General features: G+C 44.0%; 24 protein-coding genes. 7 read left to right on the top strand and 17 right to left on the bottom strand.

Going from position 1 to position 25659, the window contains the following annotated elements:
• From R7F67_RS19465 to R7F67_RS19455, 3 genes are all read left to right on the top strand, one after another.
• The coding region (locus R7F67_RS19465; RefSeq protein WP_318056303.1) for a leucine-rich repeat domain-containing protein at window positions 1-713 on the top strand (713 nt) is incomplete at its 5' end.
• A gap of 413 nt (window positions 714-1126) precedes the next feature.
• Window positions 1127-1534 carry a hypothetical protein gene (locus tag R7F67_RS19460; protein ID WP_017633897.1) on the top strand — a complete coding sequence of 136 codons (408 nt, stop codon included), beginning with the start codon at window positions 1127-1129 and terminating at the stop codon, window positions 1532-1534.
• Window positions 1531-2265: a rhomboid family intramembrane serine protease gene (locus R7F67_RS19455; protein WP_054576351.1), complete on the top strand. Its 735-nt coding sequence runs from the start codon at window positions 1531-1533 to the stop codon at window positions 2263-2265. Before R7F67_RS19460 ends, R7F67_RS19455 begins: the two co-directional genes overlap by 4 nt.
• Before the next feature lie 998 nt (window positions 2266-3263).
• Here R7F67_RS19455 and R7F67_RS19450 read toward each other — a convergent pair.
• From R7F67_RS19450 to R7F67_RS19420, 7 genes are all read right to left on the bottom strand, one after another.
• On the bottom strand, window positions 3264-3518 hold the full coding sequence (locus R7F67_RS19450; protein ID WP_017056224.1) for a hypothetical protein: 255 nt from the start codon (window positions 3516-3518) through the stop codon (window positions 3264-3266).
• A gap of 16 nt (window positions 3519-3534) precedes the next feature.
• Entirely contained in the window at window positions 3535-3735 is a 201-nt protein-coding gene (locus tag R7F67_RS19445) for a conjugal transfer protein TrbL (RefSeq protein WP_140114816.1), read from the bottom strand.
• 52 nt (window positions 3736-3787) lie between these two features.
• Window positions 3788-5077: a P-type conjugative transfer protein TrbL gene (trbL, locus tag R7F67_RS19440; protein ID WP_193837478.1), complete on the bottom strand. Its 1290-nt coding sequence runs from the start codon at window positions 5075-5077 to the stop codon at window positions 3788-3790.
• A gap of 2 nt (window positions 5078-5079) precedes the next feature.
• The gene (locus R7F67_RS19435) at window positions 5080-5277 is read right to left on the bottom strand and encodes a hypothetical protein (protein WP_193837477.1); all 198 of its coding nucleotides are present in this window, start codon (window positions 5275-5277) and stop codon (window positions 5080-5082) included.
• Window positions 5278-5279: 2 nt separating this feature from the next.
• Window positions 5280-6056, bottom strand: coding sequence for a P-type conjugative transfer protein TrbJ (gene trbJ, locus R7F67_RS19430; RefSeq protein ID WP_104974445.1), 777 nt, complete (start codon window positions 6054-6056; stop codon window positions 5280-5282).
• 969 nt (window positions 6057-7025) lie between these two features.
• The gene (locus tag R7F67_RS19425; protein WP_193837476.1) at window positions 7026-8039 is read right to left on the bottom strand and encodes a replication protein RepA; all 1014 of its coding nucleotides are present in this window, start codon (window positions 8037-8039) and stop codon (window positions 7026-7028) included.
• Between the two features lie 12 nt (window positions 8040-8051).
• Entirely contained in the window at window positions 8052-8276 is a 225-nt protein-coding gene (locus tag R7F67_RS19420; RefSeq protein ID WP_017633904.1) for a helix-turn-helix transcriptional regulator, read from the bottom strand.
• 218 nt (window positions 8277-8494) lie between these two features.
• Here R7F67_RS19420 and R7F67_RS19415 point away from each other — a divergent pair, with 218 nt between their 5' ends.
• The 3 genes from R7F67_RS19415 (at window position 8495) to R7F67_RS19405 (ending at window position 11914) form a co-directional block, all read left to right on the top strand.
• On the top strand, window positions 8495-9850 hold the full coding sequence (locus tag R7F67_RS19415) for a hypothetical protein (RefSeq protein WP_193837475.1): 1356 nt from the start codon (window positions 8495-8497) through the stop codon (window positions 9848-9850).
• Between the two features lie 281 nt (window positions 9851-10131).
• Window positions 10132-11019 carry a sce7726 family protein gene (locus R7F67_RS19410; protein ID WP_104974448.1) on the top strand — a complete coding sequence of 296 codons (888 nt, stop codon included), beginning with the start codon at window positions 10132-10134 and terminating at the stop codon, window positions 11017-11019.
• Window positions 10982-11914, top strand: a complete 933-nt coding sequence (locus R7F67_RS19405; protein WP_228010020.1) for a sce7725 family protein — start codon at window positions 10982-10984, stop codon at window positions 11912-11914. The genes R7F67_RS19410 and R7F67_RS19405 overlap by 38 nt, the downstream gene beginning before the upstream one ends.
• A 76-nt stretch (window positions 11915-11990) precedes the next feature.
• Here the strand turns inward: R7F67_RS19405 and R7F67_RS19400 are convergent, their stop codons facing one another.
• The 3 genes from R7F67_RS19400 to guaB all read right to left on the bottom strand — a co-directional run bounded on the left by R7F67_RS19400 (window position 11991) and on the right by guaB (window position 16617).
• Complete coding sequence (locus R7F67_RS19400) at window positions 11991-13190, bottom strand: tyrosine-type recombinase/integrase (protein WP_104974450.1); 1200 nt, start codon at window positions 13188-13190, stop codon at window positions 11991-11993.
• Window positions 13191-13497: 307 nt separating this feature from the next.
• Window positions 13498-15051 (bottom strand): glutamine-hydrolyzing GMP synthase, encoded by a 1554-nt coding sequence (guaA, locus tag R7F67_RS19395; protein ID WP_005381685.1) that lies wholly within the window; start codon window positions 15049-15051, stop codon window positions 13498-13500.
• 99 nt (window positions 15052-15150) lie between these two features.
• Window positions 15151-16617 (bottom strand): IMP dehydrogenase, encoded by a 1467-nt coding sequence (guaB, locus tag R7F67_RS19390; protein ID WP_017633908.1) that lies wholly within the window; start codon window positions 16615-16617, stop codon window positions 15151-15153.
• 231 nt (window positions 16618-16848) lie between these two features.
• On the opposite strand from guaB, the gene xseA reads away from it, so the two are divergent.
• Window positions 16849-18180 carry an exodeoxyribonuclease VII large subunit gene (gene xseA / locus R7F67_RS19385; protein WP_318057308.1) on the top strand — a complete coding sequence of 444 codons (1332 nt, stop codon included), beginning with the start codon at window positions 16849-16851 and terminating at the stop codon, window positions 18178-18180.
• A gap of 13 nt (window positions 18181-18193) precedes the next feature.
• Here the strand turns inward: xseA and R7F67_RS19380 are convergent, their stop codons facing one another.
• From R7F67_RS19380 to ispG, 7 genes are all read right to left on the bottom strand, one after another.
• Window positions 18194-18418 (bottom strand): zinc ribbon domain-containing protein, encoded by a 225-nt coding sequence (locus R7F67_RS19380; RefSeq protein ID WP_005381691.1) that lies wholly within the window; start codon window positions 18416-18418, stop codon window positions 18194-18196.
• 309 nt (window positions 18419-18727) lie between these two features.
• Window positions 18728-19603: an alanyl-tRNA editing protein gene (locus tag R7F67_RS19375; protein ID WP_258476058.1), complete on the bottom strand. Its 876-nt coding sequence runs from the start codon at window positions 19601-19603 to the stop codon at window positions 18728-18730.
• 59 nt (window positions 19604-19662) lie between these two features.
• On the bottom strand, window positions 19663-21159 hold the full coding sequence (gene der, locus R7F67_RS19370) for a ribosome biogenesis GTPase Der (RefSeq protein ID WP_258476059.1): 1497 nt from the start codon (window positions 21157-21159) through the stop codon (window positions 19663-19665).
• Between the two features lie 167 nt (window positions 21160-21326).
• Entirely contained in the window at window positions 21327-22487 is a 1161-nt protein-coding gene (gene bamB, locus R7F67_RS19365; protein WP_005381696.1) for an outer membrane protein assembly factor BamB, read from the bottom strand.
• A 12-nt stretch (window positions 22488-22499) separates the two neighbouring features.
• Complete coding sequence (locus R7F67_RS19360) at window positions 22500-23114, bottom strand: YfgM family protein (RefSeq protein ID WP_005381697.1); 615 nt, start codon at window positions 23112-23114, stop codon at window positions 22500-22502.
• 126 nt (window positions 23115-23240) lie between these two features.
• The gene (hisS, locus tag R7F67_RS19355) at window positions 23241-24509 is read right to left on the bottom strand and encodes a histidine--tRNA ligase (RefSeq protein ID WP_005381698.1); all 1269 of its coding nucleotides are present in this window, start codon (window positions 24507-24509) and stop codon (window positions 23241-23243) included.
• A 26-nt stretch (window positions 24510-24535) separates the two neighbouring features.
• On the bottom strand, window positions 24536-25654 hold the full coding sequence (ispG, locus tag R7F67_RS19350) for a flavodoxin-dependent (E)-4-hydroxy-3-methylbut-2-enyl-diphosphate synthase (RefSeq protein ID WP_005381699.1): 1119 nt from the start codon (window positions 25652-25654) through the stop codon (window positions 24536-24538).
• Window positions 25655-25659 lie beyond the last annotated feature (5 nt).

Raw genomic sequence — 25659 nt, 5'->3', positions numbered from 1 at the left:
CCACAATTGGAAATAGTGCGTTTTCTTTAAACAACCTTACCAGCGTAACCATCCCAAATTCGGTGACCACAATTGGAAATAGTGCGTTTTCTTTAAACAACCTTACCAGCGTAACCATCCCAAATTCGGTGACCACAATTGGAGAGCATGCGTTTGGAGTGAATCAGCTCACCAGAGTGACAATCCCAGACTCGGTGACCTCCCTTGGTAACAGTGTGTTCGCTGATAATATGCTCACCAGCGTAATTCTCCCTGATACATTGACCTCGATAGGGAAGCGGGCGTTTGCTAATAACAGGCTCACTGATGTGGTTATACCAGATTCGGTGACCACCATTGAAACTAGGGCGTTTAAAGGCAATCAGCTCACTGATGTGGTTATACCAGATTTGGTGACCACCATTGGAAGTGATGCGTTTAATGGCAATCAGCTCACCAGTGTGGTTATACCAGACTCTGTGACCATCATTGGATATGGGGCGTTTCTTAACAACCAGCTCACCAGCGTGGTTATACCAGATTCGGTGACCACCATTCACAATTCTGCGTTTATGAACAACAAGCTCACCAGTGTGGTTATACCAGACTCTGTGACCACCATTGGAAGTGATGCGTTTTATAACAACCAGCTCACCAGCGTGACTCTCCCAGCTACGGTGTCTTCTCATTGGGCAGCGCCGTTTGATATTGGTGTAAAAATTAATGGAAATTAACAGTTTACAACTTATCTCAAGTGCTTTACAGAATCTAGAGATATGCCTTTCCCCTACTAAAAGTTATCTGAAACTAGCAATTGTCAAAACTAAACGGTGCTGTGTGACCCAACCCTTTTAATGGTTGCTATCTTATTGATTTATCGTTGAAGATTAAAAAAGAAAGAAGGCATTATTTCGCCATGGAATACGGACAATCGCAGTATAGAAAGCGTTAGCTGCAATCAGTATATAACGAGTATTATCGAAAATAATGTCTATGGGTTTAATCGGCACATAACAAGGCCTTAAAGTCGGATTCGTAACAGTTGGCTCGATTCCGCTTCGCTTCACATTATAGCCAACAATTACTCACCGTTTAAGGCTGCGTTAAGCGCTTACCAGAGATCACATAAACATAACTAGGAGTAATGATGAACAAAGAACAGGCTAAAAAACACATTGAAGAGAATCTGAATGACGGGGACTCGCTAATAGGTTTTTTTCAGGCTGTAAGCCCACCAAATATTTGGCTATTCTTACTGATTGGCCCTCTTTTCATTCTAAGCATGAGAACATACTTCTTAGCTGTTACTGAGAAAGGTGTATCTTTCCACAAATTGAGCTTGTTAGGTAAATTTAAGGAGCATGATTTTTTTGACTTTGGTGACATTGAAAGCGTAAAAATAGGAAAAGGGCTATTACAAAGGCCTATGAAATTCACATTCAAAAACAACCGAAAGATTAAAGTAAAAGCACAATTAAAGGGAGTAGAAAAGGTCGCAAAATTGTTGCCGGAAGTTCAAGAACATATTGAGAGCAATATACCTTTAGTCCAATGATTATATTTCTTATCGCAGTTGTGACTTATGTCGGCTTATTGATTTTCATAAAGCCTGCTCCGAGTAGTTTGAAGGCTGTTCCAATTACCTATAGTGAAAACTTTAAATTTGTTTGGGCTTCTATATGTTCAGGGGTTGTAATTCTTTTTATATTTCTTCTGACAACAAACTTTGGTTTCATTTCCGTAGATGAGAGCCTGTATCGAACGTTCGCACTGAGTAATGACATTGATCAGTTTTTAAAGTGGCCGTTACAGTCAGTATCGCACTTATTTATCCATGGTAACCTGATTCATCTCACTGCAAATGTTATTGGCTTAGGTCTAGCATCTGCTTATGAACGCAGGGTTGGAGCCAAGAGGTATTTGGCAGTACTTCTTGTGAGCGGCTTGGCATCTATACCATCTATACTATTCTATTCGGAAAATATTCTAGTCTGCGGGATATCGGGTGGTGTTTTCGGACTGGCAGCTGCTTATTTTACAGATGAAGAGGAATTAACCACCAAGGAGTGGCTTTTAGCGATTTCACTGTTCCTGGTTTTGGCAATAGTGCTTGCCCTAGATTCAGAGTTCAAAGGTGGTTCTAATAAAGCGTTAGATATGAAAATTGATCACATTGGCCATTTTTTGGGAGCATTAGGCGCAATTTTGTATTGCCGCTTAAAGCCACTGCGCTTAACAAGGGCAAGCACCGGAAAAATAAAAGCTCCGGCTTCACCTCCACTTTAATTTTCCGGTGTTGCCGGCGTTAGGTAGCTTGAGAATAGAATCTTGTTCAAAGTTAGAAGAGCTGAACTACATTGGAAACATGAATGAATCTGACTTAAAAACAACGCTCTCTGTTTATAACGAAATGGATTCGGCGAAGCTCACAGAGGAAGAATTGGTTTTTATAAAAGAACTCGATAAACGCCTTCAAAACTACAATCTAGAGACTGATTTATTGCTCATATACGAAAAGTTGAAAGTAGAACAAAAGAAGTGAAGTAACAAGAAGCATAATACAAGAGGTGGTTTTAACCACCTTTTCTTCGCATGGTATTAGAGAAGGAAATATAAACGCTAGATAAGAGGTAGATGGTAGCCCTATGAACAAGCTACCAATTCTGGCATTTGTCGGAAGGTCCACAAAAAGAAATAAGCCTATAGCGTACAAAAAAAATGTTACGCTAATCAATATATTATCTATTTCCATTTCTATTTGTTTCCAGAACAAAAAAACTATTAAAAATGGTAAAAAAATGAGTTCCATTTATATCTCCCCCTTCATATAAAAGATTATTGTATCACTATTTAATTACTAATTTAGTAAAATCGCTGGCAAGCCATTATCCAACTTTTAGTTAGCTGGTAAAGGTCGGTCATGGGGGTGATGATAATTTTCCAAAGCTTCTCAGATTGAACTTTTATCCATGGTACTTTCAAGCTAGAAAGTGTCAAAATATGAGTTATTGGTCATAAACAACTCGTTGGAGTATGCACCCACATGCTTAACAATATTATCTCTGCAAACTCTGCTTTATTGTGTTGTGTTTTTTCGCCCACTTTCTCAACCTCTGGAAGTGGGCTTTTTCATTTTCCCATACCTCAAGTTATTCATGTTTTACTAATGTTCAAATTTCCGAAACTCATTTGTGTCCAAAAACGAGTTACAGCTTCACTATAATCGGTTTGATGTATGTAAAAATACGGGCCGGTGCACCATCACTGGCCCGTGTGCTTTCTTATTACTTGCGTCGGCCAAACGACCAGCGTCTCGTTTTGTCAATTTGATCGACCGACCTTATCATGTTCTTGTAAACATGCCCTGCCAACCTATGTTGGAATACCTCCATTTTGTTGGTAATGGCTTTCATTTTCGTGCCATATCCGGTGTTGTGCAGCCACTGTCCTAAAAAATAGAAGGCCAGCATCACAATGAACATCACTGCAAAGAAGCCAAATACTTCCGCAAGGTTTTGGGGGGGAAAGTTAAACTCCATAATCAGTAATCCTTATCTAGTTAGGCCATACGGCCTTTTTAACAAAGTTGGCAACCTCTTCATTACGTTCCTGCTGTTGTTCCTGGGAATACGAAACGTAGTCCTCAACGTCGAAGGTGTGCTTTTCTGGATCGCGCTCTTGCCACTCAGCATGTGCTTGGCGTACTTCTTCCTGGTCCTCACTGGACAGGCCATCAAAGCCTTCGTTTTGATTCATCCACCCAGTTACACCGCCTAATTTATCGTTGTCAAATGCAGGAGAAGCGCCGTCAGTCACCCTCCTTATCATCTTCCTCGTCCCCTTTCATATTATTTCGTACTGAGCTGGCTAAACGACCTCCAGCGGTTTGGCTTATACGCTCCCCGGCCATATCTCCCACTCCCTTAATCAAATTAGCGCCAGTATCCGCTGCAACGCGGCCCGCTTTTGCAACACTATCCTTAAAGCCGCCAGAGGATTCGCCATTACTAGAAGATTGGTCGGAAGCATGGGAGAAGGAGCCAGCCTCGTCAGAGTCACCTCTACCGCTAAATGCACTGCTAAGGCTCGACATAACGTCAGTATTGTTCGCTACGTTCTCACCTGCTTTTGTAAATGCAGCCTGAATAGCAGACGCACCGCCGGCGGTAGCCATTGCTGTACTAGCAGCCATACCACCAGTGGCAACAGCCGCTCCAGCCACCGCCCCAGCACTTATGCTGCCAGCACCCGCCGCCGCGCCACCTCCGGGAACTAGGCTAGCAACCACATTGGGAACAGAGTGAATAAGCATTACGAGAACCAGTGAAACGACAAAGATCACCAGCAGTTCACGCATAGGAGCATCATTGGATAGCTCAGCATAAAAACCGTCCATTATCGACATGGCGATGCCAATGAGCAAAGTCATTGTCATCAACTTCAAAGCGACACCCAATACGCTTTTGAAGTAGTTGATTGCTATATCTGAAGTCCAACGCGAACCACCAAACCCCAGCACGAAAACACCGGCATATATCAATATCCAAGCAGTTACCAAGGCCAACAACACATTAGCCGCCACAACCGCCATACATGCCAAAATTGCTAGCGTGATTAAGAAAAGAGACAAGTTATCTATAGGGCTTGTGATGCTGTAATACTCACCTGCTTTAACAATAATGTCGAAAGCAATGCTGATAGGCTCTGAGGGGGTTAGGTCTCTCGGAAGGCCACCGGCTTGAGCACCGATCGTTCTCAACGAGTCGATGATTGACGTCGCAAAGTCTGGGCCGTTTCTGAGTAACCAGAGGAAGAAACCAAACGTCAGGATAAAGCGCATAAACTCGGCAAAGAACTCCCTTATATCCGCTTGTTTAAGGATCAAAGTACCGCCAGTCCAAACAAGAGATATAGTACCCAGCGTCCAAAACAGCCACACGGCATGGTTTGTAATTACCGTGCTCCAAGTAGCACTAGCGGTCATGAAGCGCACGGCTACCTCATCCAAGACACCATTAGGCTCAATGGCCGCCGACGCAGTCTGCGAGGTCAGTAACACAGCTAGTAGCATCACAAGTCGAATGAATATCTTGCTCATAATTAGAACCCCTTATTCTTGGAGCGATCCGTGCGTTCGCCCATATCCCAAAGACAGTTCCCTTCTTCCCTCAGCTCTTTCGTCAGGTTCGGGTTATTACAGTTGATCGTTGTAGGCTTTGGCCCTCCATCCTCACCACACCCTACCAGAACGAAAGATGCCAGCACGCTGACGATAAAAACTCGAATGATATTCTGCATGATTAGAACCCCCTATTTTTTGAACGGTCGGTAGGCTCTCCCATATCAAATAACCTTTCACGGGACGCTTGATATTGAGCTTCGCGGTCGGCTTCCGCCTGCATTCGAGAACCAACAGCATTCTGCTGAGCAATTAACAAACTACGGATTTGAAGGAGTTGGTTGACCTGGTTACTAGCAAGCTGGTTGGCATAGCCAATAGCCGCTAACTGACCATCTGCTCCCTGAGCTGCTGACTGTAATCGGTGCAGCTGACGAGCGTCAGCCTGCAAGTTTTTATGCTGTAGCTTCAAGCCTTCAAAGAGAGCATCGTTGGCTGTTTTTTGGGATTCGGACGCCAAGCGACGGTTTTCTTCCATCTTCGCTTGTTCTGCAGGCGTACAACCTCCAGATCCATTGAAGCAAGGTGAACTGCGGTAGTAGGCCACATCCTGGAATTTGCTTAGGTAAGCATCAAGGCTACCAAGCTGGTTTTGATAATAAGCAAGCGTATTGGTGGCATGAGTTAAATCATCAATCGTCGATTGTGCCTGGTCCCAAATATAAGCCACTGGGGCCATAGTGTTTTGCAGCTGGTTTTCATACTGCTGCAACTGAGTTTGGTACTGTTGGATCTGCTTGGCTGTTTGAGTGACAGACTCCATTGCTGACATAATATTTTGTGTCAGGTTCGTTCCATCAACAACCGGAATCCCAGCTACTACCGGTATGGGAGAGATAAATGCTAATGAAATAGCGGCCGTAGTTATTTTAGCCGCTAAAATACGTACGTTGTTCATAATTGAGTGCCCTTAGTATTGTCGTGACTAAGTTGCACCCACCAACCTGTATCGGCCCAAAACCTATAGATATGAGCCTTTACCCCTACTGAAAATCAGCGGTGAATGTGGACCTCTACAAAGATAGGTTGTCACTTTCTATCCTGGCGTCCGACCTGCGCGACACCTTAAAAACGCGCGGCCTCAGATCTTTGAAACATAGGTGTCATTCCCCTTAAAGCTGGTTAGGAGTTCCAAGGGTTAAAGTCGATAATTAGAGACCTCGTAGAGCAGGATACCGTTGAGCCCGAAGGTGCGAATAAAGGACGAGTGAAATAGGAACCATCAACTTGTTGGTGGGCCTACTTCACCTATCTTGCCCGCACCTCAGCACTGTTTATCCATGTTTTGCTATCTGCATATTTCTGCAAAGACGATGAATCTTGTCTGTATTTATATGTATATGTCAGAAAGTCTTGGAAGGTTACTCAAATGTTCTACAGTCCACTCGCCCCGCCCCTCAAATGTCAATAGATGTTGAAACGCCAAGAAGGTGAAACATTAAAACAGCTATTTTTCAATAACTTAAAAATCCACCAATGCCGTTCAAATCCATTCTATTGACAGTTTCAGACATGTATAAATCAGCTTAACAGTTCGGTATTTTATAGACTGTATTATTCCAATTTCGATACTCAAACTGCTCAGTCTTTACCAAATTATCCACTGTATTTTTCTCTTAACTACAGGTTAATTTTTTATATAGGTAAACCTACAGGAAAGTACTATAGGAGGTTCCACAACCATCTGTTATTAAAAAACTTTTTGGCCTTTCTCGGGACAGAACATGCGCACTCCGGGACAAAACATGCGTAAACCGGGACAAAACATGCGCAAAACTCCCCCTTTAAAGCGGGACAAAACATGCGTGGATAACTTTCTAATTTCCCAGACTTACTAATACCTAAAACGATGGTGTATACAGTTCCATTACGCTTCAATATCCCGTTCAATCTGTCGTTTTGTCCGTCGAGGTACTTGAGGAGCACTTGGCTTCAAAAGTAATCCTTTTTCGGTTGGAGTAGCATCTAGTTCTGGCCATGCCTGTTGTACCTTTTTAAGTCCATCATTGAACCGTCGTTTAAAGTCTTTGACATTGGCGTAATTCGCTCCCAATTGCCCCATCAAACCTAACCAAGGGATAATTGTGGCTCGCTTTAAATAACTCACCCGATAAGTCGCCCAGCAATATATATCTACGGCCATCGGAGAACGCTTAATTAACCGCAGAACTCTCATATCCAAAGGGACAGGTTTATCTGTAATAAGTTGAAAAAACTTAGGCGATAGTTCCACCCAAGATTCCCCTAATGAATCTTGATCGGATTGCTTTGTACTCCACCAAATATGGGAAATATCAGCGACCCTGGCTCCTGTTTCATCTTCACAAATATATCCACTATCATCATTTAGTTCTGTATAACTGACACTGATCGTAGTTTTGAACAACCGCCGCATTTGGTCCCTAAAGGAGTCTATTGGCCCATTTTCTCCCCCACTTGAACGCACCCCTAGTTTTTTCATAAAACCTCTTTGAGAATCTCCCAGTTCAAGCTTGCGTGCTTCCTGTTCAGTGATAAAGCCATTGTCCAGTTTTGACTTATTTCTCACTGCTTGTGTACTTACCCAAACCAAGAGATAGCGTGCATAACAACCAAAAGGCAAACCTACAGATGATGGTGCCATCATGTGGATGGTGAAATTACCATTCTTCCGGCTCCACTCATTCGATTTTGGATTACTGTGCGGCATGGTTGCTTGAATCAGAAGTCGAGCAATAAATCCGAGTTCATTGGCCTCCTGAGCACTGCATTCTTGAATCTCTATGATGGAGTCTACGTAGCTCGATCTCACCTCAACTTTTGTTTTACGGCGCACTACTGGGACATTTTTTTTATTGTTTGATACAAGGAACTCTGTATCCATAAAATCTTCAAACGACATATTGATTGCTGACTACCAAAAAAAGCCCGGTCTAGCTGCTTTGAATGCAGACCTGCGTTTTTCTTCTATCCAGTTTTCAACCTCTGCAAGATCCCACGCTACACTGCGGCTAGTAAGTACTATTCGTCGAGGAAACTCTCCCCGTTGCTCCATGTTGTAAATAGTCCGATCAGACAAAGGAATCATCTTAAGTAGTGTCTTGCGGTTAATCAGGGTTTTATGTGCCAGATCCTGCATGTCTTTGCCTCCTCTTAGTTGCTGAGACCTGACTATGCCAATATTTGTTAGACACTGGATTGGACGTTTTGGCGAATTAGGTTGAATCTTCAAACTATTTTCAAATGAATAGAAGACAACCACCAAAAATGCCACTAGTTGCTAATAGACTCATTGCTTAACCAGTAGTAACATTATCCAGTATTGTGTTGAGGGATGTGGTAAATGGGATGTGGTAAATGGAATATGCTGAAATCGAAAAGGAAGCAAGTGATCGCTTAGACGCATACTATATCTCTGTCTGGGAGGATTGTGACGCCTTTGTTGCCGATGGCATACGAGAGTTTAGGGAGCGCTGGGCACACTACACAGTACATTCAAAAAGAAAAGACCCTAGAAGCCATTTAAAGGGGAGTAAAGCTCACCACAAACTAGAAACCGATAAGCGCCCTATTGGAGAGCTCATCTTAGAAGTTATCGATCCTAAGGTGTCAGCGTTCCTTCGATCTCTTCCTATGAGTCATTTTTGTTACTTTCCAAACCCCTACCTGAATATTGACCGTTCACCCTTGCCACGTTCAAAAAACAAGTCGACTTTGACAGAAAAGGCTGATCGTATCGTATCTATTAAATATGCATCAAAATTAAAAGAAGATACCCCGATAACCAATCTAATTATGATGATGGGGTTCAAAAATGCTCATGACGTGATCAAACAGCGCTTGAGACACTTTATGAACCTTGAACATCAATATCGGCCTATAGATTTTAAGTTTCAAGGAACTGTAGACAATCTGCTCGAGCTTTTATGGCAACTTCACCTTACGCCCACACGATTTCGGCAACATAGCGCAGATACAAAACTCAATGCGCAACGAAAACAAACCTACTGCGAGCTGTGTGGCCAAAGAAATGAACTCGCAGAATATTTCTATAAGTTAGATAACAATATACTAGACCCTAAGGATGAAGTAGAAGGCCACAACGAACAACACCAGGATAATAAGAAAAAAAGGCAACTTAGCCACCGGTATTGCCCTCATCATAAACCGAAGAATAAAGATGGTCGCACTTGGAACTCCGTATATAGGAGTGCTATGAAATCAAAGAGCCAATTTGAGAAAGAATATCGACGATTACGGCTTCACGTTTTCAAAGTCGAAAAGCTTAAAGATGTTTCAGGAGATGAACTAGTTGATCTTTATTTCTATCACTTCCTCCAGGATAAGTCCTTAACGCAAAAGCAAGCTGACGTATTTTTCCATTATATCAGGGATAATTTCGAGTACCCGATAGAGCTAAAAGGCGAGACAGAAAGGCTCATTAATGAAGCGGCTGTGCGCTTGACTGGAGCTGGTACAACTCTTGGAGCAGATGACGAAGGAGCTTTGCGTAATATAGCCCGAAGAATGGTCGATTCAAGACTTACTGACAATAAGAAAAGAATGCTCGCTCTGAGAAAGCAAGGCCTTAATCAGAAAGAAATTGCTCAAAAGCTAACTAAACTTGGTGGTAAAAAAATAACTCACCAAGCGGTGTCTAAAGCTTTGGGAACAATTCGTGACGAGTTTCTCTTACCCAGCACCCAAAGCTAACAGAATTTTAGCGGCTAAAATTTGATTTAGAAAGACTAAATTCATGGAGATAAATAAAAGCAGAACATAGCTCAAACGGAAACCAAAACTAGTCTTAATATATAACAGCTTCTCTTTTGGATAGTGCATTCATGAGCGTACTATCCACTTCTCTAGATCGTATCAAACTAACGTTGTCAGGTTGAGTTCGCATTGCCTTTACTCTAGAATCATCGCCTTTCTAAGACTATTATATGCAATAGATTAAAGAGTATTTAAGTAACTCCGCATCGGATATAACCATGAATTACAAGCAACTAGCAAAAATGTTTACCAGCACAAACATAACTAAAGTTGCTCAAGGAGATCTGAGCCTTGTGCAAGATATCGCTAGTGACTTCCCTACACTATCCCATGTGCAAAGTCTTTCTGAATTGTTTGAAGAAGCGTACAAACTCCTTTGTAAGCACTACCCGAATGAATATGTTATCAAAAATATTATTGCTAATAATATTTTGCTAGGAACTCATTCAATGAACACCGCAAGCATGCTCAGTGAATTGCGTATTGGCACCAACAAAGCGGACTGTGTGATCATAAATGGATCTTCTACGTGCTACGAAATAAAAACTAAATTTGATTCCTTAAAGCGTCTTCCTGAGCAGTTGTCAGCTTACACTTCCTCCTTTGATAAAACATACGTTGTTACTCACGAAGCGCATTTAAATGCCTTACTCAAAATTCAAAAGGATATTCCTCGCTTTGGTGTTTTGTTATCAAACAAGAGAAATCAGTTGAGTAAGAAAATAGAAGCCCCTTTAAACAAGAGTTTTGATACGGAATTGATGTTTCATACTTTGAGGAAAGAAGAGTACACCGACATTGCACACAGAGTCACAGGAGCTGTTCCGAATTGCCCGCAAACCGAGTTATTTAGCGAGTGTAAAGAAATTTTTTGTTCGTTGAATGAAGCTGAAGCTAATAAACATTTCAAGCGAGTGCTTAAAACATACCGTCGAAATGATCACAAATTCATCAGCAACCTACCAAAATCGATGAAAAATCTTGGCATAAGCTACAGCATTCACAAAAAAGGTAAGGACAACATCATATCATCTCTACTTGAATGCAATCAGTTTAATAGTGAGGATTATGATGTATTTTCCATATATGAGAGGAAAGCAGTTTGAGTTAGCGGCACTGAAAGAAGTAGCTCCGAGACTTAATTCAACTAAAGTTAGCCCTATAATTGAGCCAATTAACGACAACATCGATCGCCTCTGTGCAACGATTGAAGTACTAAACAATCATAATGTTGTACCTCATGTTATCGTAAACCCTCAAGTAGGTGATTTAGCGAGTGACTCTCCGGATTTTCTAAACGTTGAATTATCTAAACGTACCGTATCTTTTATTCCATGCATAAGGCTACATAATCAAAACATCATATACGTCAACACCTTACTACAACAATTAATCAACGATAGTGTTCCATTCTCCCTGTACCTACAAGAAGATATACAATCAAATATCACTCCCTATACAAGCAATTCTGTTGCAAATATTATCCAGAACTTAAATAGATACTCTCACTCTTTCAGAAACTCATTACCACGTAGCGTAATTGTTGATAGCTCTTTCCCATCCAAACCAAGAAATGCTGACTACAGTCGAGCACCGCAGTTTTTCTCAGACGCCCATGTATCGTACGTAACCCCAATGATCCAACATCAGATCGGGTTTGGAGATTTCTTAACAATTGACGATGCTTGGTCCACATCTGGAGGGCCTGCTTTTGTTATTGCACTTCATATTACGTATATAGAACAATCAAATAGTAATATGTACGTTAAACATAGCCTATCGACCAAAAACCCGAATGATCAAAGTGACCCTGCCGGTAAGTTCAAGGAGGCTCTGCAGGAAATGATTGATTTTGCTAATGTCACGCCTAGCCTTGATCAAAACACACTTGGGTTTCAAGAGTATATTAAAATTCACGTAAACGGGACGTATCACGCCTTAGGTGTACCTAAGAAGTTAAGTATGATGCACCATATTGAGACCATTAATAACTACCTTTAACTTAATTTCGTTAAATACAGTAAAAGTCCCCTTGAAGAGACTTTTAATGAGTGGGGTTCAACTCCCCACTCTAATTTTACTTAGCGTGACAAGTTATCCACTCATCAATCATGTCAGCCCAATCCTGCAACATAGCCGCGCGCTGTTCTCGGTACTCGGCTTTGTTGTATACCGCTCTCACTCCCTTTTGTTCATGTGCCAAGCACTTCTCTATCCAGTCAGTGTTGTATCCAGCTTCATGTAGCAAAGTGCTCGCTGTTCGACGCAGGTCATGCGGCCCAAACTTACTTAGTGACTGACCTTCCTTTTGCGCAGCCTTATATGTCAAATCCATGACTCGGTTCATCGTCGCACTACTCATTGGAGCATCAGAGTCATAACGGGAAGGAAGAATGTAATCAGACCCACCGGCAAATGTCTTCAAGGCGATCAGAATATCCATCGCCTGGCGTGACAAAAATACCAAGTGCGGGTTACGTCGTTTCATCCTCTCTTTAGGAATCGTCCATAACGCTTCGCTAAAGTTAATTTCGCTCCAAGTTGCGTTGGTTAACTCACTTTTGCGTACCATAGTCAGCAACAGCAGCTTTACCGAAGCACGAATCGAAGGGGTTGTACCTACCTTTTCCATGTAGTGGTACATCAAACCGATCTCAGCCGGTGTTAACGTTCGGTCTCTTGGTTCAAATCGAGCAATACTGGCGGGCCTCACCAAGTCTGCCGGGTTCTCAACTTTCTGCCCTCTCTCAATCGCCCATCGATACACCTGGAGTACAATGTCACGCGTATGCACAGCTGTTGCCGGTGCTCCACGCTCTACTATCGCGTCAGTCAATGCTCGCAGATCTTCATGAGTGATTTCTGTCAGCTTCTGATTGCCAAATTTACCCTCTAACTCTCGGGCATAGACTGAGCGACGCATATCCCGGGTAGAATCAGCCATCTGATAGCCACGCAGCCATTTCTGAGCCCAGGCACCAAAGGTTTCAGCATCTTTGGTTCTCGCCTTAGCACGGGCTTTCTCTTTGGCCGGTGACTTTCCATCAGTAACCATTCTCTTCGCTTCATTGAGACGCTCACGCGCTTCTGCTAACGTGATGCCTCCTACTCCGTAGCGACCAAAGGTAATAGTTTCTTGCCTGCCATTGATCGAGTAATTGTAGCGAAAAGAGATAGAGCCTGCGGTAGTGACAGCAACATAGAGGCCATCACGGTCATTGACTTTGTAAAGTTTATCTTTGGGTTTGAGATTGCGTAGCTTGGTATCAGTCAGCATGTTTCGACCTATTATTCTTGTTTGATACCATGCTGAAAAACCTCTAAAAATCTAGAAATTAATCTTTATAAAACAGATAGATATGAAAATTTAATACCATGCCCCATCAAAAACACTCAGCATGGTATCGTGCGTAATCCATGGCATTACCGATGAATCATACCCATCAAAATACCACGGTCAAACCGTGCTTGGCGTTGCCAGACATTGCCAAAAATGACTAAGCCAAAAACAAAAAAAGTCCGCAATTACGCGGACTTAAGTATGATTTAGTGCTTGTTAATGCCAGACCTTTCTTAAAGGAGCATTATTCCCACTCGATAGTCGCTGGTGGCTTACCTGAAATGTCGTAAACAACACGAGAAATGCCATCAACTTCGTTGATAATACGGTTAGAAACCTTACCTAGGAAGTCATATGGTAGGTGTGCCCAATGAGCAGTCATGAAGTCGATAGTTTCTACCGCACGTAGAGACACAACCCAATCGTACTTACGGCCATCGCCCATTACACCAACAGAACGTACTGGTAGGAATACCGTGAACGCTTGAGATACTTTGTTGTATAGATCAGCTGCGTGAAGCTCTTCAATAAAGATAGCATCAGCACGGCGTAGCAAGTCACAGTACTCTTTCTTGATTTCACCAAGAACACGAACACCTAGACCAGGACCTGGGAATGGGTGGCGGTAAAGCATGTTGTAAGGCAGGCCTAATTCTAGACCAATCTTACGAACTTCATCTTTGAACAGCTCACGTAGTGGCTCAACAAGACCCATTTCCATGTCATCTGGAAGACCGCCCACGTTGTGGTGCGATTTGATCACGTGCGCTTTACCAGTCTTAGATGCAGCTGACTCGATTACATCAGGGTAAATCGTACCTTGAGCTAGCCATTTCGCGTTTTTCAGCTTCTTAGACTCTTCATCAAATACATCTACGAATACGTGACCGATAGTCTTACGCTTCTCTTCTGGGTCAGACTTGCCTTCAAGTGCTTTTAGGAAGCGTTCTTCAGCGTCAACTTTGATGATGTTCAAACCAAATTGGTCGCCGAACATATCCATTACTTGTTGACCTTCGTTTAGACGAAGTAAACCGTTATCAACAAATACACACGTTAGCTTGTCGCCGATTGCACGGTGAACTAGCATCGCGACTACCGATGAATCAACACCACCAGATAGACCTAGGATAACTTCGTCGTCACCCACTTGCTCTTTAATACGAGCAACCGCGTCTTCGATGATAGATTCAGAAGTCCATAGACGTTCACAGCCACATACGCCAAGAACAAAGTTCTCAAGCATTTGTAGGCCACCTTTTGTGTGTGTCACTTCTGGGTGGAACTGAACGCCGTAGTATTTCTTCTCTTCATTCGCCATCGCAGCGTAAGGACAAGTGTCTGTCTCACCAACTTTTACGAAATCGGCTGGGATCTCTACTACTTTGTCGCCATGGCTCATCCAAACGTCTTGAGTTGCTTCAAGGTCTTTAAATAGAGCACATTCACCAGAAACTTTAACCTGAGCGTAGCCAAACTCACGTTCGTTAGAGCCCGCCACTTTGCCTCCTAGCTGTTCCGCCATGGTTTGCATGCCGTAACATACGCCAAGCAAAGGAACACCAGAATCAAACACATATTGAGGCGCGCGTGGAGAGTTCTCTTCCGTTACGCTTTCTGGACCGCCAGATAGGATAATGCCATCTGGGTTGAATTCGCGAATATCCGCTTCTTCTACATCCCAGCTCCATAGTTCACAGTAAACGCCGATTTCACGTACGCGGCGTGCTACTAATTGAGTGTACTGAGAACCGAAGTCCAAGATCAGAATACGTTGGTCATGGATATTTTTAGTCATTTTGAGCAGTCTTTTTAAGGCTAAGTGATTAAAACCGAGGCGAGTGTACTCGCCTCTTCTTAATGCTTCAAGGAAAAAGCAAACGTTTCCGTTAGGTAATTAGTTCCCTAGACGGTAGTTCGGTGCTTCCTTAGTAATTTGAACATCGTGTACATGAGACTCTTGCATACCAGCACCAGAGATACGTACAAATTCAGCTTTCGTACGCATATCTTCGATAGTTGCAGAACCAGTTAGACCCATACTTGAACGTAGACCACCCATTTGTTGGTGTACGATCTCTTTTAGACGGCCTTTGTATGCGATACGACCTTCAATGCCTTCTGGTACTAGCTTGTCCGCTGCGTTGTCAGACTGGAAGTAACGGTCAGAAGAACCTTGAGACATAGCACCAAGAGAACCCATGCCACGGTAAGACTTGTAAGAACGGCCGTTGTATAGAATCACTTCACCCGGCGCTTCTTCAGTACCTGCAAACATAGAACCAACCATCACACATGATGCGCCAGCTACGATTGCTTTACAGATATCACCTGAGAAACGGATACCACCGTCAGCAATAACCGGAATACCATAATCATTAGCCACTTCTGCCGCATCTGCGATTGCAGTGATTTGTGGAACTCCCACACCCGTTACAATACGAGTTGTACAGATAGAACCAGGGCCGATACCCACTTTCACTGCGCTTACGCCAGCTTCGATTAGTGCTTTAGCACCAGCACCTGTTGCTACGTTACCACCGATGATGTCTAGATCTGGGTAAGCAGCGCGAGTTTCGCGGATGCGGTTTAGTACACCTTCAGAATGTCCGTGTGAAGAGTCGATAAGTAGAATGTCAACGCCTGCTTCAACTAGAGCAGCAACACGCTCTTCGTTACCAGCGCCAGCACCAACGGCTGCGCCAACACGTAGGCGACCACGCTCATCTTTACATGCGTTTGGTTTACGTTCTGCTTTGTGGAAGTCTTTCGCAGTAATCATACCGGTTAGTTGGAACTCATCATTCACAACCAATACTTTCTCTACACGAGCTTCGTGCATTTTCTCTTGCACTTCTTCTCGTGTTGCACCTTCTTTAACTGCTGCCAACTTCTCTTTTGGCGTCATTACTGAAGATACTTTCTTAGAAAGGTCCGTCACAAAACGAACGTCACGACCAGTGATAATACCAACAAGCTCATTGCTCTCAGTGACAACAGGGAAACCTGCAAAACCATGCTTTTCAGTGAGTGCAACAACATCAGCGATGGTCGCGTCAGGGTTTACAGTAACCGCGTCAGTTACCATACCAGCTTCGAACTTCTTAACTTTACGAACTTCGGCTGCCTGCTGCTCAATAGACATGTTCTTGTGGATAAAGCCAATGCCACCCTCTTGCGCTAGCGCAATTGCTAGACGAGCTTCAGTAACAGTGTCCATAGACGCTGAAATCATTGGGATGTTTAGGGTGATGTTCTTAGTTAGCTGAGTGCGAAGATCAGCTGTGTTTGGGAGAACGGTGGAGTGTGCTGGCACAAGTAGTACGTCATCGAATGTCAGCGCTTCTTTGGCAATTCTTAGCATTTGCAATATCTCACAATTAGAGGAGTAAAAAGAACAATCCAATCTCATCGTTTCGCATAATGAGGGTAACCTGCGTTAGCAACTAGCTACATTTGGATTAGATATTGCGGAGGGATTATACGGTTAACGCAATCGCTTGACCACAAATTTTTTAATTTTTTTCTTGCAATTACCCCCTTGCTATGTATTATATTGCCGCTAATTTCCATACTCACGTCTAAGAGATTAGCTGTGCTCTCCAAGACCAATCAAAACATCTTTACTGTTTCTCGTCTCAACGCAGAAGTTCGTTTACTCCTTGAAAACGAAATGGGGATCGTTTGGCTCGTCGGAGAGATATCCAACTTTTCAGCTCCTGTCTCTGGTCACTGGTACCTCACTCTTAAAGACTCTCGCGCTCAAGTTAAATGTGCCATGTTTCGTGGTAACAATCGCCGCGTTACTTTCAAACCCGCTAACGGTAATCAAGTCCTAGTAAAAGCTCGTCTGTCTCTTTATGAGCCTCGCGGTGACTACCAATTGATCATCGAAAGCATGCAACCGGAAGGTGATGGCCGTCTTCAACAAGAGTTTGAAGAGCTGAAAATGAAGCTTGCAGCAGAAGGGTTGTTCGCGCAAATCAATAAGCAATCTTTGCCTGAGCACCCTAAACGTGTTGGCGTCATCACATCGAAAACTGGTGCCGCGCTTTACGATATCTTAGACGTATTGAAACGTCGTGATCCTTCCCTACCTGTTGTGATTTATCCGACAGTGGTACAAGGTGAGGACGCAGCCATTCAAATTGCACAAGCCATTGGTCGCGCTAACAGCCGTGATGAATGTGATGTACTAATTGTGGGCCGAGGTGGTGGTTCATTAGAAGACTTATGGTGCTTTAACTACGAGATATTAGCTCGCACGATTGCAGCAAGCCAAATTCCTATTATTAGCGCCGTTGGACATGAAGTTGACGTGACAATAGCTGATTTTGTCGCCGACGTACGCGCGCCTACTCCATCAGCAGCCGCTGAGCTAGTAAGCCGTGATAACAGCCACAAAGATCAAGCTTTAGTTACCCGCCAGCATAAGTTAGCGAGCGCGATGCGTTACTACCTAGCACAACAAAAGCAGCAATCTGCTCAATTAGTGCACCGTCTAGAGAGACAGCACCCAAGCTATCGCTTGCAACGTCAGACGCAACAGTTAGATGAGTTGGACATGCGCTTACAGCGAGCGATGAGTCGTTTTATTGCCTTGCGTCAACAGCGAATCGAGCGTCAACATTATCGGCTGCAATTAAATTCTCCTGTAACACGCCTTGCCGAGCAGAAGTCGAAGCTAGAACGTGTTGAGCAAAAGCTCATGGATGCAATGGATCGCAAATTACTGACTATGCGCCATCAACTCGCGATTGCCGCAGAAAAGTTGGACACCGTCAGCCCACTAGCGACATTGAAACGAGGTTACTCAATTACTCAAACTGAGCAAGGTAAAGTAATTACGCAATCTTCAGATGTAAAGTCGGGAGATGTATTGATTACCCGGTTAGCCGAAGGTGACGTTCGTTCTACCGTTAACTGAATACAAACTCTGGTTAACTGACTTTCTGGAACTCAAATCGGACACGTGATTTTGATTTGAGTTCATTACACACATTACAAAAGTAACTCGCAGCACCGCATGCTTGCAGCTTCTCCAGCTCCGCCTCACAATCAGGGCAAAAACCTACCTTTTTAAAATCCGATTCACACTGTGCACAATGGTATTGTCCTGTCCATTCCAGTTCGACATTGCAAGTCGGGCAAATGTTCTGCTGCATATCCCGTTCCTCTCTCTAAACTAAGCAATTTCGAGTAACGCATGCTACTCAAAATAACGAACAAGTGTGTTGATCTTCATCACCGCCCCAACAAGTTTCACGAGGCGTTAACCATACTTGATACGTAGGATCTTATACTGATCGTCTGATATTTACTCCTTGTTCAGCGATCACCCCTTAAAAGAATATTTATATAACCACACACCGAAAGCATAAGTTACATATTCTGCATTCCAATTTAAGACAGAATAAAAAACCCTAGAGATATTTAATTAAACGAAAAAACAGAATTTAATAAAAAGATCTTATTCAAAAAGCAGTGTTTACATTGGTGTGCATTTCGATAGTTTGAGCGTCGAGCTTAACGAGTTTAACTTGGATAAAAGCAAACTCATTTAAATGGCTCGCATGCGTTCCACCACAAGGGATTACCGCTAATTGACCTTCCCCTAAATCGCACTTCCAATAGCGAGAATCCGTTAATCTATCGCCGTGGCATTCCATGGTGATCATCGCATCTCTTTGAAGCCATTCAACCAGTTGGCCATTCACTTTTTCTGCAATCGCCTGGAGGTCATTCAGCATATCTGCACTGTTTAATCCTCTTTTACGGAGTGTTTTGCCTAAACGGTACGTATCGAGGCACTTGTCTGGAGTGACATAACTAGTAACTTGCGCATAGCTATTAAAGTCATAATAACCATGTGGGTCTTTGCGGTCTGCGTCTTTTCGCCAATAGTCTTCCGATAGTACTTTATTCAACGCCAAATACGCTAAATGTCCTGCAGTGTGGCCTCGACTCACAGCATTTTGATAGTCTTTATCTACCGCTAATGTTACCAAGTCATTAATTGCAAATGATTCCGTACGTGATAAAACATGCACGACGACAAACACCCAACCTTCAGCATCACGCTTTACAGGGATGTCACTACCCACATACAGAGCACCACTTTCCTGCTCCACTGCCCCAACTTGGCAATCTACTACGTCATGCTCAGCCCCATTCACCTTCAACGTTCCTTTGTCTGCAGGGTGATCCGGCCATATGTGACTAACGGGATGGAACGGCGTGACATCTGTAATAACGTAAGTCACTTCTTCCGTATATTGAACGAGCTGTATTTGTGCTTCTAATTGCCATGTTTGATGACAAAAACGAGTCTTTGTTGCTGTGATAGTCATTTTTACGATTACTTTTGATAAAAAAATACCCAAGTAGAAACTTGGGTATTCGAATTTCATTATTTATTGCGGTTTTTCACCATCGACATCATACGCTTACGTTTACGCTCTTGTGATAGCGTAAGCTTATTCGTACGGTTCTCGTATGGGTTATCACTGTTGTGGAAGTTAATGCGAATCGGTGTTCCCATAATTTCCAGAGACTTACGGAAGTAGTTCATCAGATAACGTTTATACGAATCTGGCAATTCACGAACCATGTTACCGTGGATAACAACGATCGGTGGGTTGTAACCACCTGCGTGTGCGTATTTGAGTTTGATACGACGACCACGAACCATTGGCGGTTGGTGATCATCCACAGCCATCTTCATGATACGCGTCAGTACTGACGTACCCACACGCGTTGTCGCCGAGTTATATGCTTCTTGGATAGATTCAAACAAGTGACCAACGCCAGTACCGTGCAGCGCAGAGATAAAGTGGATACGCGCGAAGTCGACGAATCCTAGACGGCGGTCCAGTTCTTTCTTCACGCTTTCTTTCACGTCACTGTCTAGACCATCCCACTTGTTAACGGCGATGACAATTGAGCGGCCAGCATTCAGTGCAAAACCAAGCAAGCTTAGGTCTTGGTCTGAAATATTTTCACGAGCATCAATCACCAGTAGAACGACGTTTGCATCTTCTACCGCTTTCAGCGTCTTAACAACAGAGAACTTTTCAACCGTTTCATTGATACGACCACGACGACGAACACCTGCGGTATCAATTAGTACGTACTCGCGTCCATCACGCTCCATCGGGATGTAGATAGAATCGCGCGTTGTACCAGGCATATCGTATACAACCACACGTTCTTCACCCAGAATACGGTTAGTCAGTGTCGATTTACCTACGTTAGGACGACCGATGATCGCCAACTTAATCGGCAGCTCTTGAAGGCGTTTGAACTCTGCTTCTGCGTCTTCTTCAGTGTAATCTTCAACAAGAGGCTCTTCGTCTTCGAATCCAGTCAGGTCTTCAATCTCACCGTCTTCAGACTCACTTGTTAGTAGATCATCAAAGAATGGAGATAAAGCACGCTCAAGCAAAGCGGTCACACCACGGCCATGAGCGGCCGCAATCTGGTACATATCATCCACGCCGAGCTGCCAAAAGTCAGCACACGCCGCATCGGCATCAATACCATCGATTTTGTTTACTACCAGCATCGCTGGCTTTTCAATTTTACGCAGATGCGCAGCAATTGCTTCATCTGAAGGTGTCAGACCAGCACGACCGTCAACAAGGAACAATACAACATCAGCCTCATCAATCGCGGCTAATGACTGTTCTGCCATCTTTGTTTCCACGCCTTCTTCTGTGCCATCGATACCACCAGTATCAATCACAATGAATTCGTGCTCTTCACCAAGTCTCGCCTGGCCATATTTACGGTCTCGCGTTAGGCCTGGAAAGTCCGCAACCAACGCGTCACGAGTGCGAGTCAATCGGTTAAATAGTGTAGATTTACCTACGTTCGGACGCCCTACTAGAGCTACAACAGGTACCATAACAACCTCTACAATAATCTTTCTTCTGTAGTTATAGGTAACGACTTGCTCGATGCCAAATCAAACCAGCTTTTTACCTATAACCACGTCAGGGTTAATAAATTCAAACAACAAAACGGCTCCTAGCTGTCACCAGCCAGGAGCCGAATGTGAATTATATCACGATATTATTCGTTAATGGTTAGTTTCTTTACATCGCCGTTGCGAGTTGTAATCACATAACCATCCGACAATAACGTCGGGCCAACTGCCAAGCCACTATCATCGACAAACTGCTGCGCAACAAATTCGCCCGTTGAACGATCCATCCAGTGAAGGTAACCAAGCGTGTCACCGACAACGAGATAATTGCCAACAATAACTGGCGCTGTAAGTTGTCGGTGCTCAAGCAAGCTGTTTTCCCACAACTCAGTCCCGCTTCGTGAATCAACGGCAACAACATGATCTTTTTCCGTTATCACAAAGATGCGACTACCATCTGTAGAAATGTCTGTCGCAGATGAGTAATTACGCTTCCAAATCGGGTTCGCTGAACGCAAGTCAATGGCGATAAGTTGACCATTGTATCCAATGGTGAAAAGAGTACCGCCTAGCACAATTGGCGATGAATCAACGTCAACCAAACGATCAATTTCTGTCGCGCCTTTTGGCGTACCAACAGGCTGTTGCCAAATCAACTGACCACGCTCAACGATAGCAGCTGCGAGTCGGCCATTTGCCGTTCCCCAAAATACACCGCCGCCAATTGCAGTCGGAGTACTGTCGCCACGTAAAGTTAAGTTCGGCACTTCTGTGCTTAATGCCCAGCGTTGCTCACCTGTACTCTCATTAAGGGCAATCAGCATGCCTCGGCTAGTATTGATGATAATAAGGCCTGAATCTGCAACTGGCTTCGCCAGTACCTCACCACCAACTTTTACACGCCAAACAATTTCACCTGTTTCTTGGTCAAGAGAGATGACTTCACCATTCTCAGAGCCAATGTAAAGGTTTCCGTATGCCGCTGTGATACCACCAGAGAGACGAGCAATGACATCTTCTTCTAGGTCCGTTTGCCAACGTTGTTTACCATTCTCAGGATCCAGCGCTTTTACTAAGCCATCACGACTTGCCACGAACAATGTATCATTCGCAAATACAGGGGATAGTTTTGAAAAGTAATGACCAACACCATCGCCAACCGATGTGCTCCACTCACTACTGGTTGTAAACTGACTGTCTACCTGAGGTAGTGGCGCCATTACAATGGTGTCTTTCTCACCTGCACAACCGGCAAGTACTCCCATTGTTAACGCCCCTAGCAAGGCTTTCTTAAAGACTCTTTTCATCCAATGCGGTCCTTATTTCGCCAGATCGTCCAATTTCATTTGTAGTGTCGGGCTTGCATCTGCCGCTTGCTGAGCTTCAGTATACGCAGCGTACGCAGCATCTTTGTCACCTTGGCGAATCGCAATATCGCCACGAAGTTCAGCAATACGACCTGTCCATGCTGTATCAGTGACGTTACTTAGCTCTGCCGTTGCAGCGTCGAAGTTACCCATTTCCGTCTCAATACGCGCAATGCGGTAACTAATCAATGGTAACAACGCAGCATCTTGAGTGTTGCTTTGCGCCCACTTCAGTTGCTCCAATGCAGCAGAAAGGTCTTGAGCTTCAACTTGTGCTTTAGCAAGTTGTAGTGCAGCCAATACTGAATATTCTTTTACTTCATTTGACTCAATGAAAGCTTTCACGTCAGCTTGAGCATCAGTGCCTTTGTCTTGCAAAGCATTCATTGCTGTCGTGTAGCTTTGAGAAGCTGCTTCACTCGCCTGAATCACAGAATCCTGGTAGTAACGCCAGCCGAATAGACCACCTAAACCAACAACCGCACCGATGATGACGGCTTTGCCGTTTTCCTTCCACCAGTCTTTAATGGCTTCAACTTGTTGTTCTTCAGTATCGTAAAGTTCCACTTCCTGTCCTCTTAAAACATGTAAATGGCAGCTTAGCTGCCATTGTTCCTATTTCGTTTAAAGGCTCCACATTTGGGAGCCTTAGCTTACGAACTAGGATGTAATTTTGTTAGATTACTAAAAGACTTAAATCAGTGCTGCGATCTTTTCTGCAACTTCTGCTTGGTTGTAAGTCTCTTGCTCACCACCAGCTAAGTCTTTCAATACTACGGTATTATCCGCAACTTCGTTTTCGCCCAGAACCAATGCTACAACAGCACCAACTTTGTCTGCGCGTTTAAACTGTTTCTTGAAGTTACCGCCACCGAAGTGATTCATCACACGAACGCCTGGAACAGACTCGCGAAGCTGTTCTGCTAGCTTCATTCCTGCCATCATGGTGCCTTCACCCGCAGTGACTACGTACACGTCAACACTGCGACGAACGTCTGTCAGTTCCAACGTTTCTAGCATCAGTACTAGACGCTCTAGGCCCATTGCAAAGCCAACCGCTGGTGTTGGTTTACCACCTAATTGCTCTACAAGGCCATCGTAACGACCACCGCCACATACAGTGCCTTGAGCACCTAGGCTCTCAGTGATCCACTCAAATACCGTGCGATTGTAGTAATCCAGACCACGAACTAGACGTTCGTTAACTGTGTATTTGATACCTGCAGCGTCTAAAAGTTCACATAGACCTGCGAAGTGTGCTTTAGATTCTTCACCCAAGTAATCTGAAAGGCGAGGCGCATCACCTAAAATAGCTTGAACGTCTGGGTTCTTCGTATCCAGAACACGCAGTGGGTTCGTGTGCATGCGACGCTTACAATCTTCATCTAGCACATCAATATGTTGCTCAAGGAATGCAACCAGTGCAGTACGGTAGTCTGCGCGGTCTTCTTGAGAACCGATAGAGTTCAGCTCAAGACGAACATGTTCATTGATACCTAGCTCACGCCATAAACGCGCCGTCATCATGATAAGCTCTGCATCAACATCTGGACCATTTAGACCAAACACCTCAACACCACACTGGTGGAATTGACGGTAACGACCTTTCTGCGGACGTTCATGGCGGAACATAGGCCCCATGTACCACAGACGCTGTTCATCACGGTTGATAAGGCTGTTTTGAATACATGAACGTACACAACCCGCCGTACCTTCAGGGCGAAGTGTTAGGCTGTCGCCGTTACGGTCATCAAAGGTGTACATTTCTTTTGAAACGACGTCTGTTTCTTCACCAACAGCGCGGCTGAATAGGTTTGTTTCTTCAACGATTGGCATGCGCACTTCGTTATAACCGTATGCGCTAATTACATTTTTCACTGTGTTTTCTAGTTTTTGCCACAGTGGCGACTGAGTTGGGAGGCAATCGTTCATGCCTCGAATTGCTTGAATTGTTTTTGCCACAATACTTACCGTAATTCTCGTTGAGATTAATCTTGTACTTTAACTTCGATGCGGTTTTCGCCATTCATCATAGCTGCTTTCGCACGGATCTTAGCTTCTAGCTTATTCACAAGGTCATCGTTATCAAAGCGCTCTTTCTGGCGTTTACCATCTTCGTAGAATGCGCTCTTCTTGTTACTACCTGCTAGACCTAAGTGAGAAACTTCTGCTTCACCAGGGCCGTTTACCACACAACCGATGATAGACACATCCATTGGCGTGATGATGTCTTCTAAACGTTGCTCCAGTGCATTCACCGTACCAATCACATCGAATTCTTGGCGTGAGCAGCTTGGGCACGCAATAAAGTTGATGCCTCGAGAGCGAATGCGCAGAGATTTAAGGATGTCGAAACCGACTTTGATTTCTTCAACTGGATCGGCAGCCAAAGAGATACGCAGCGTATCGCCTATCCCTTCAGATAACAGCATACCTAAGCCAACAGATGACTTAACAGCGCCAGCTCGAGCACCACCCGCCTCTGTGATACCTAAATGAAGAGGCTGATCGATTTTCTTCGCCAGCAGACGATATGAATCCACCGCAAGAAAAACGTCTGAAGCTTTCACGCTAACTTTAAATTGGTCAAAGTTAAGACGATCGAGATGATCTACGTGACGCATCGCCGATTCAACCAAGGCTTCTGGCGTAGGCTCACCGTATTTCATCTGTAGATCTTTTTCCAAAGATCCACCATTGACACCAATACGGATCGGGATATTTTTATCGCGAGCGCAATCAACAACAGCGCGAATGCGCTCTTCATTGCCGATGTTACCTGGGTTGATACGTAAACAGTCAACTCCGTACTCCGCCACTTTCAGCGCGATACGATAGTCGAAATGAATATCAGCCACTAATGGTACAGAAACTTGCTGTTTAATCAGTTTGAAAGCTTCTGCTGCGTCCATCGTAGGTACAGAAACTCGAACGATATCTGCGCCGACTTTTTCTAGTGCTCGGATTTGAGCGACTGTCGCTTCTACGTCAGTCGTGCGAGTGTTAGTCATTGACTGTACTGCAATTGGCGCACCATCACCAATTGGCACATCACCCACATAAATACGCGTCGATTTACGACGAATAATTGGAGATTCGTGTTGCATAATTT

It is taken from the genome of Vibrio sp. YT-17, from assembly GCF_033337375.1.
In the GTDB taxonomy this organism is placed as follows: domain Bacteria; phylum Pseudomonadota; class Gammaproteobacteria; order Enterobacterales; family Vibrionaceae; genus Vibrio; species Vibrio alginolyticus.
Note: the sequence above shows the minus strand (reverse complement) of the source record. Positions and strands in the feature narration are given on the sequence as shown.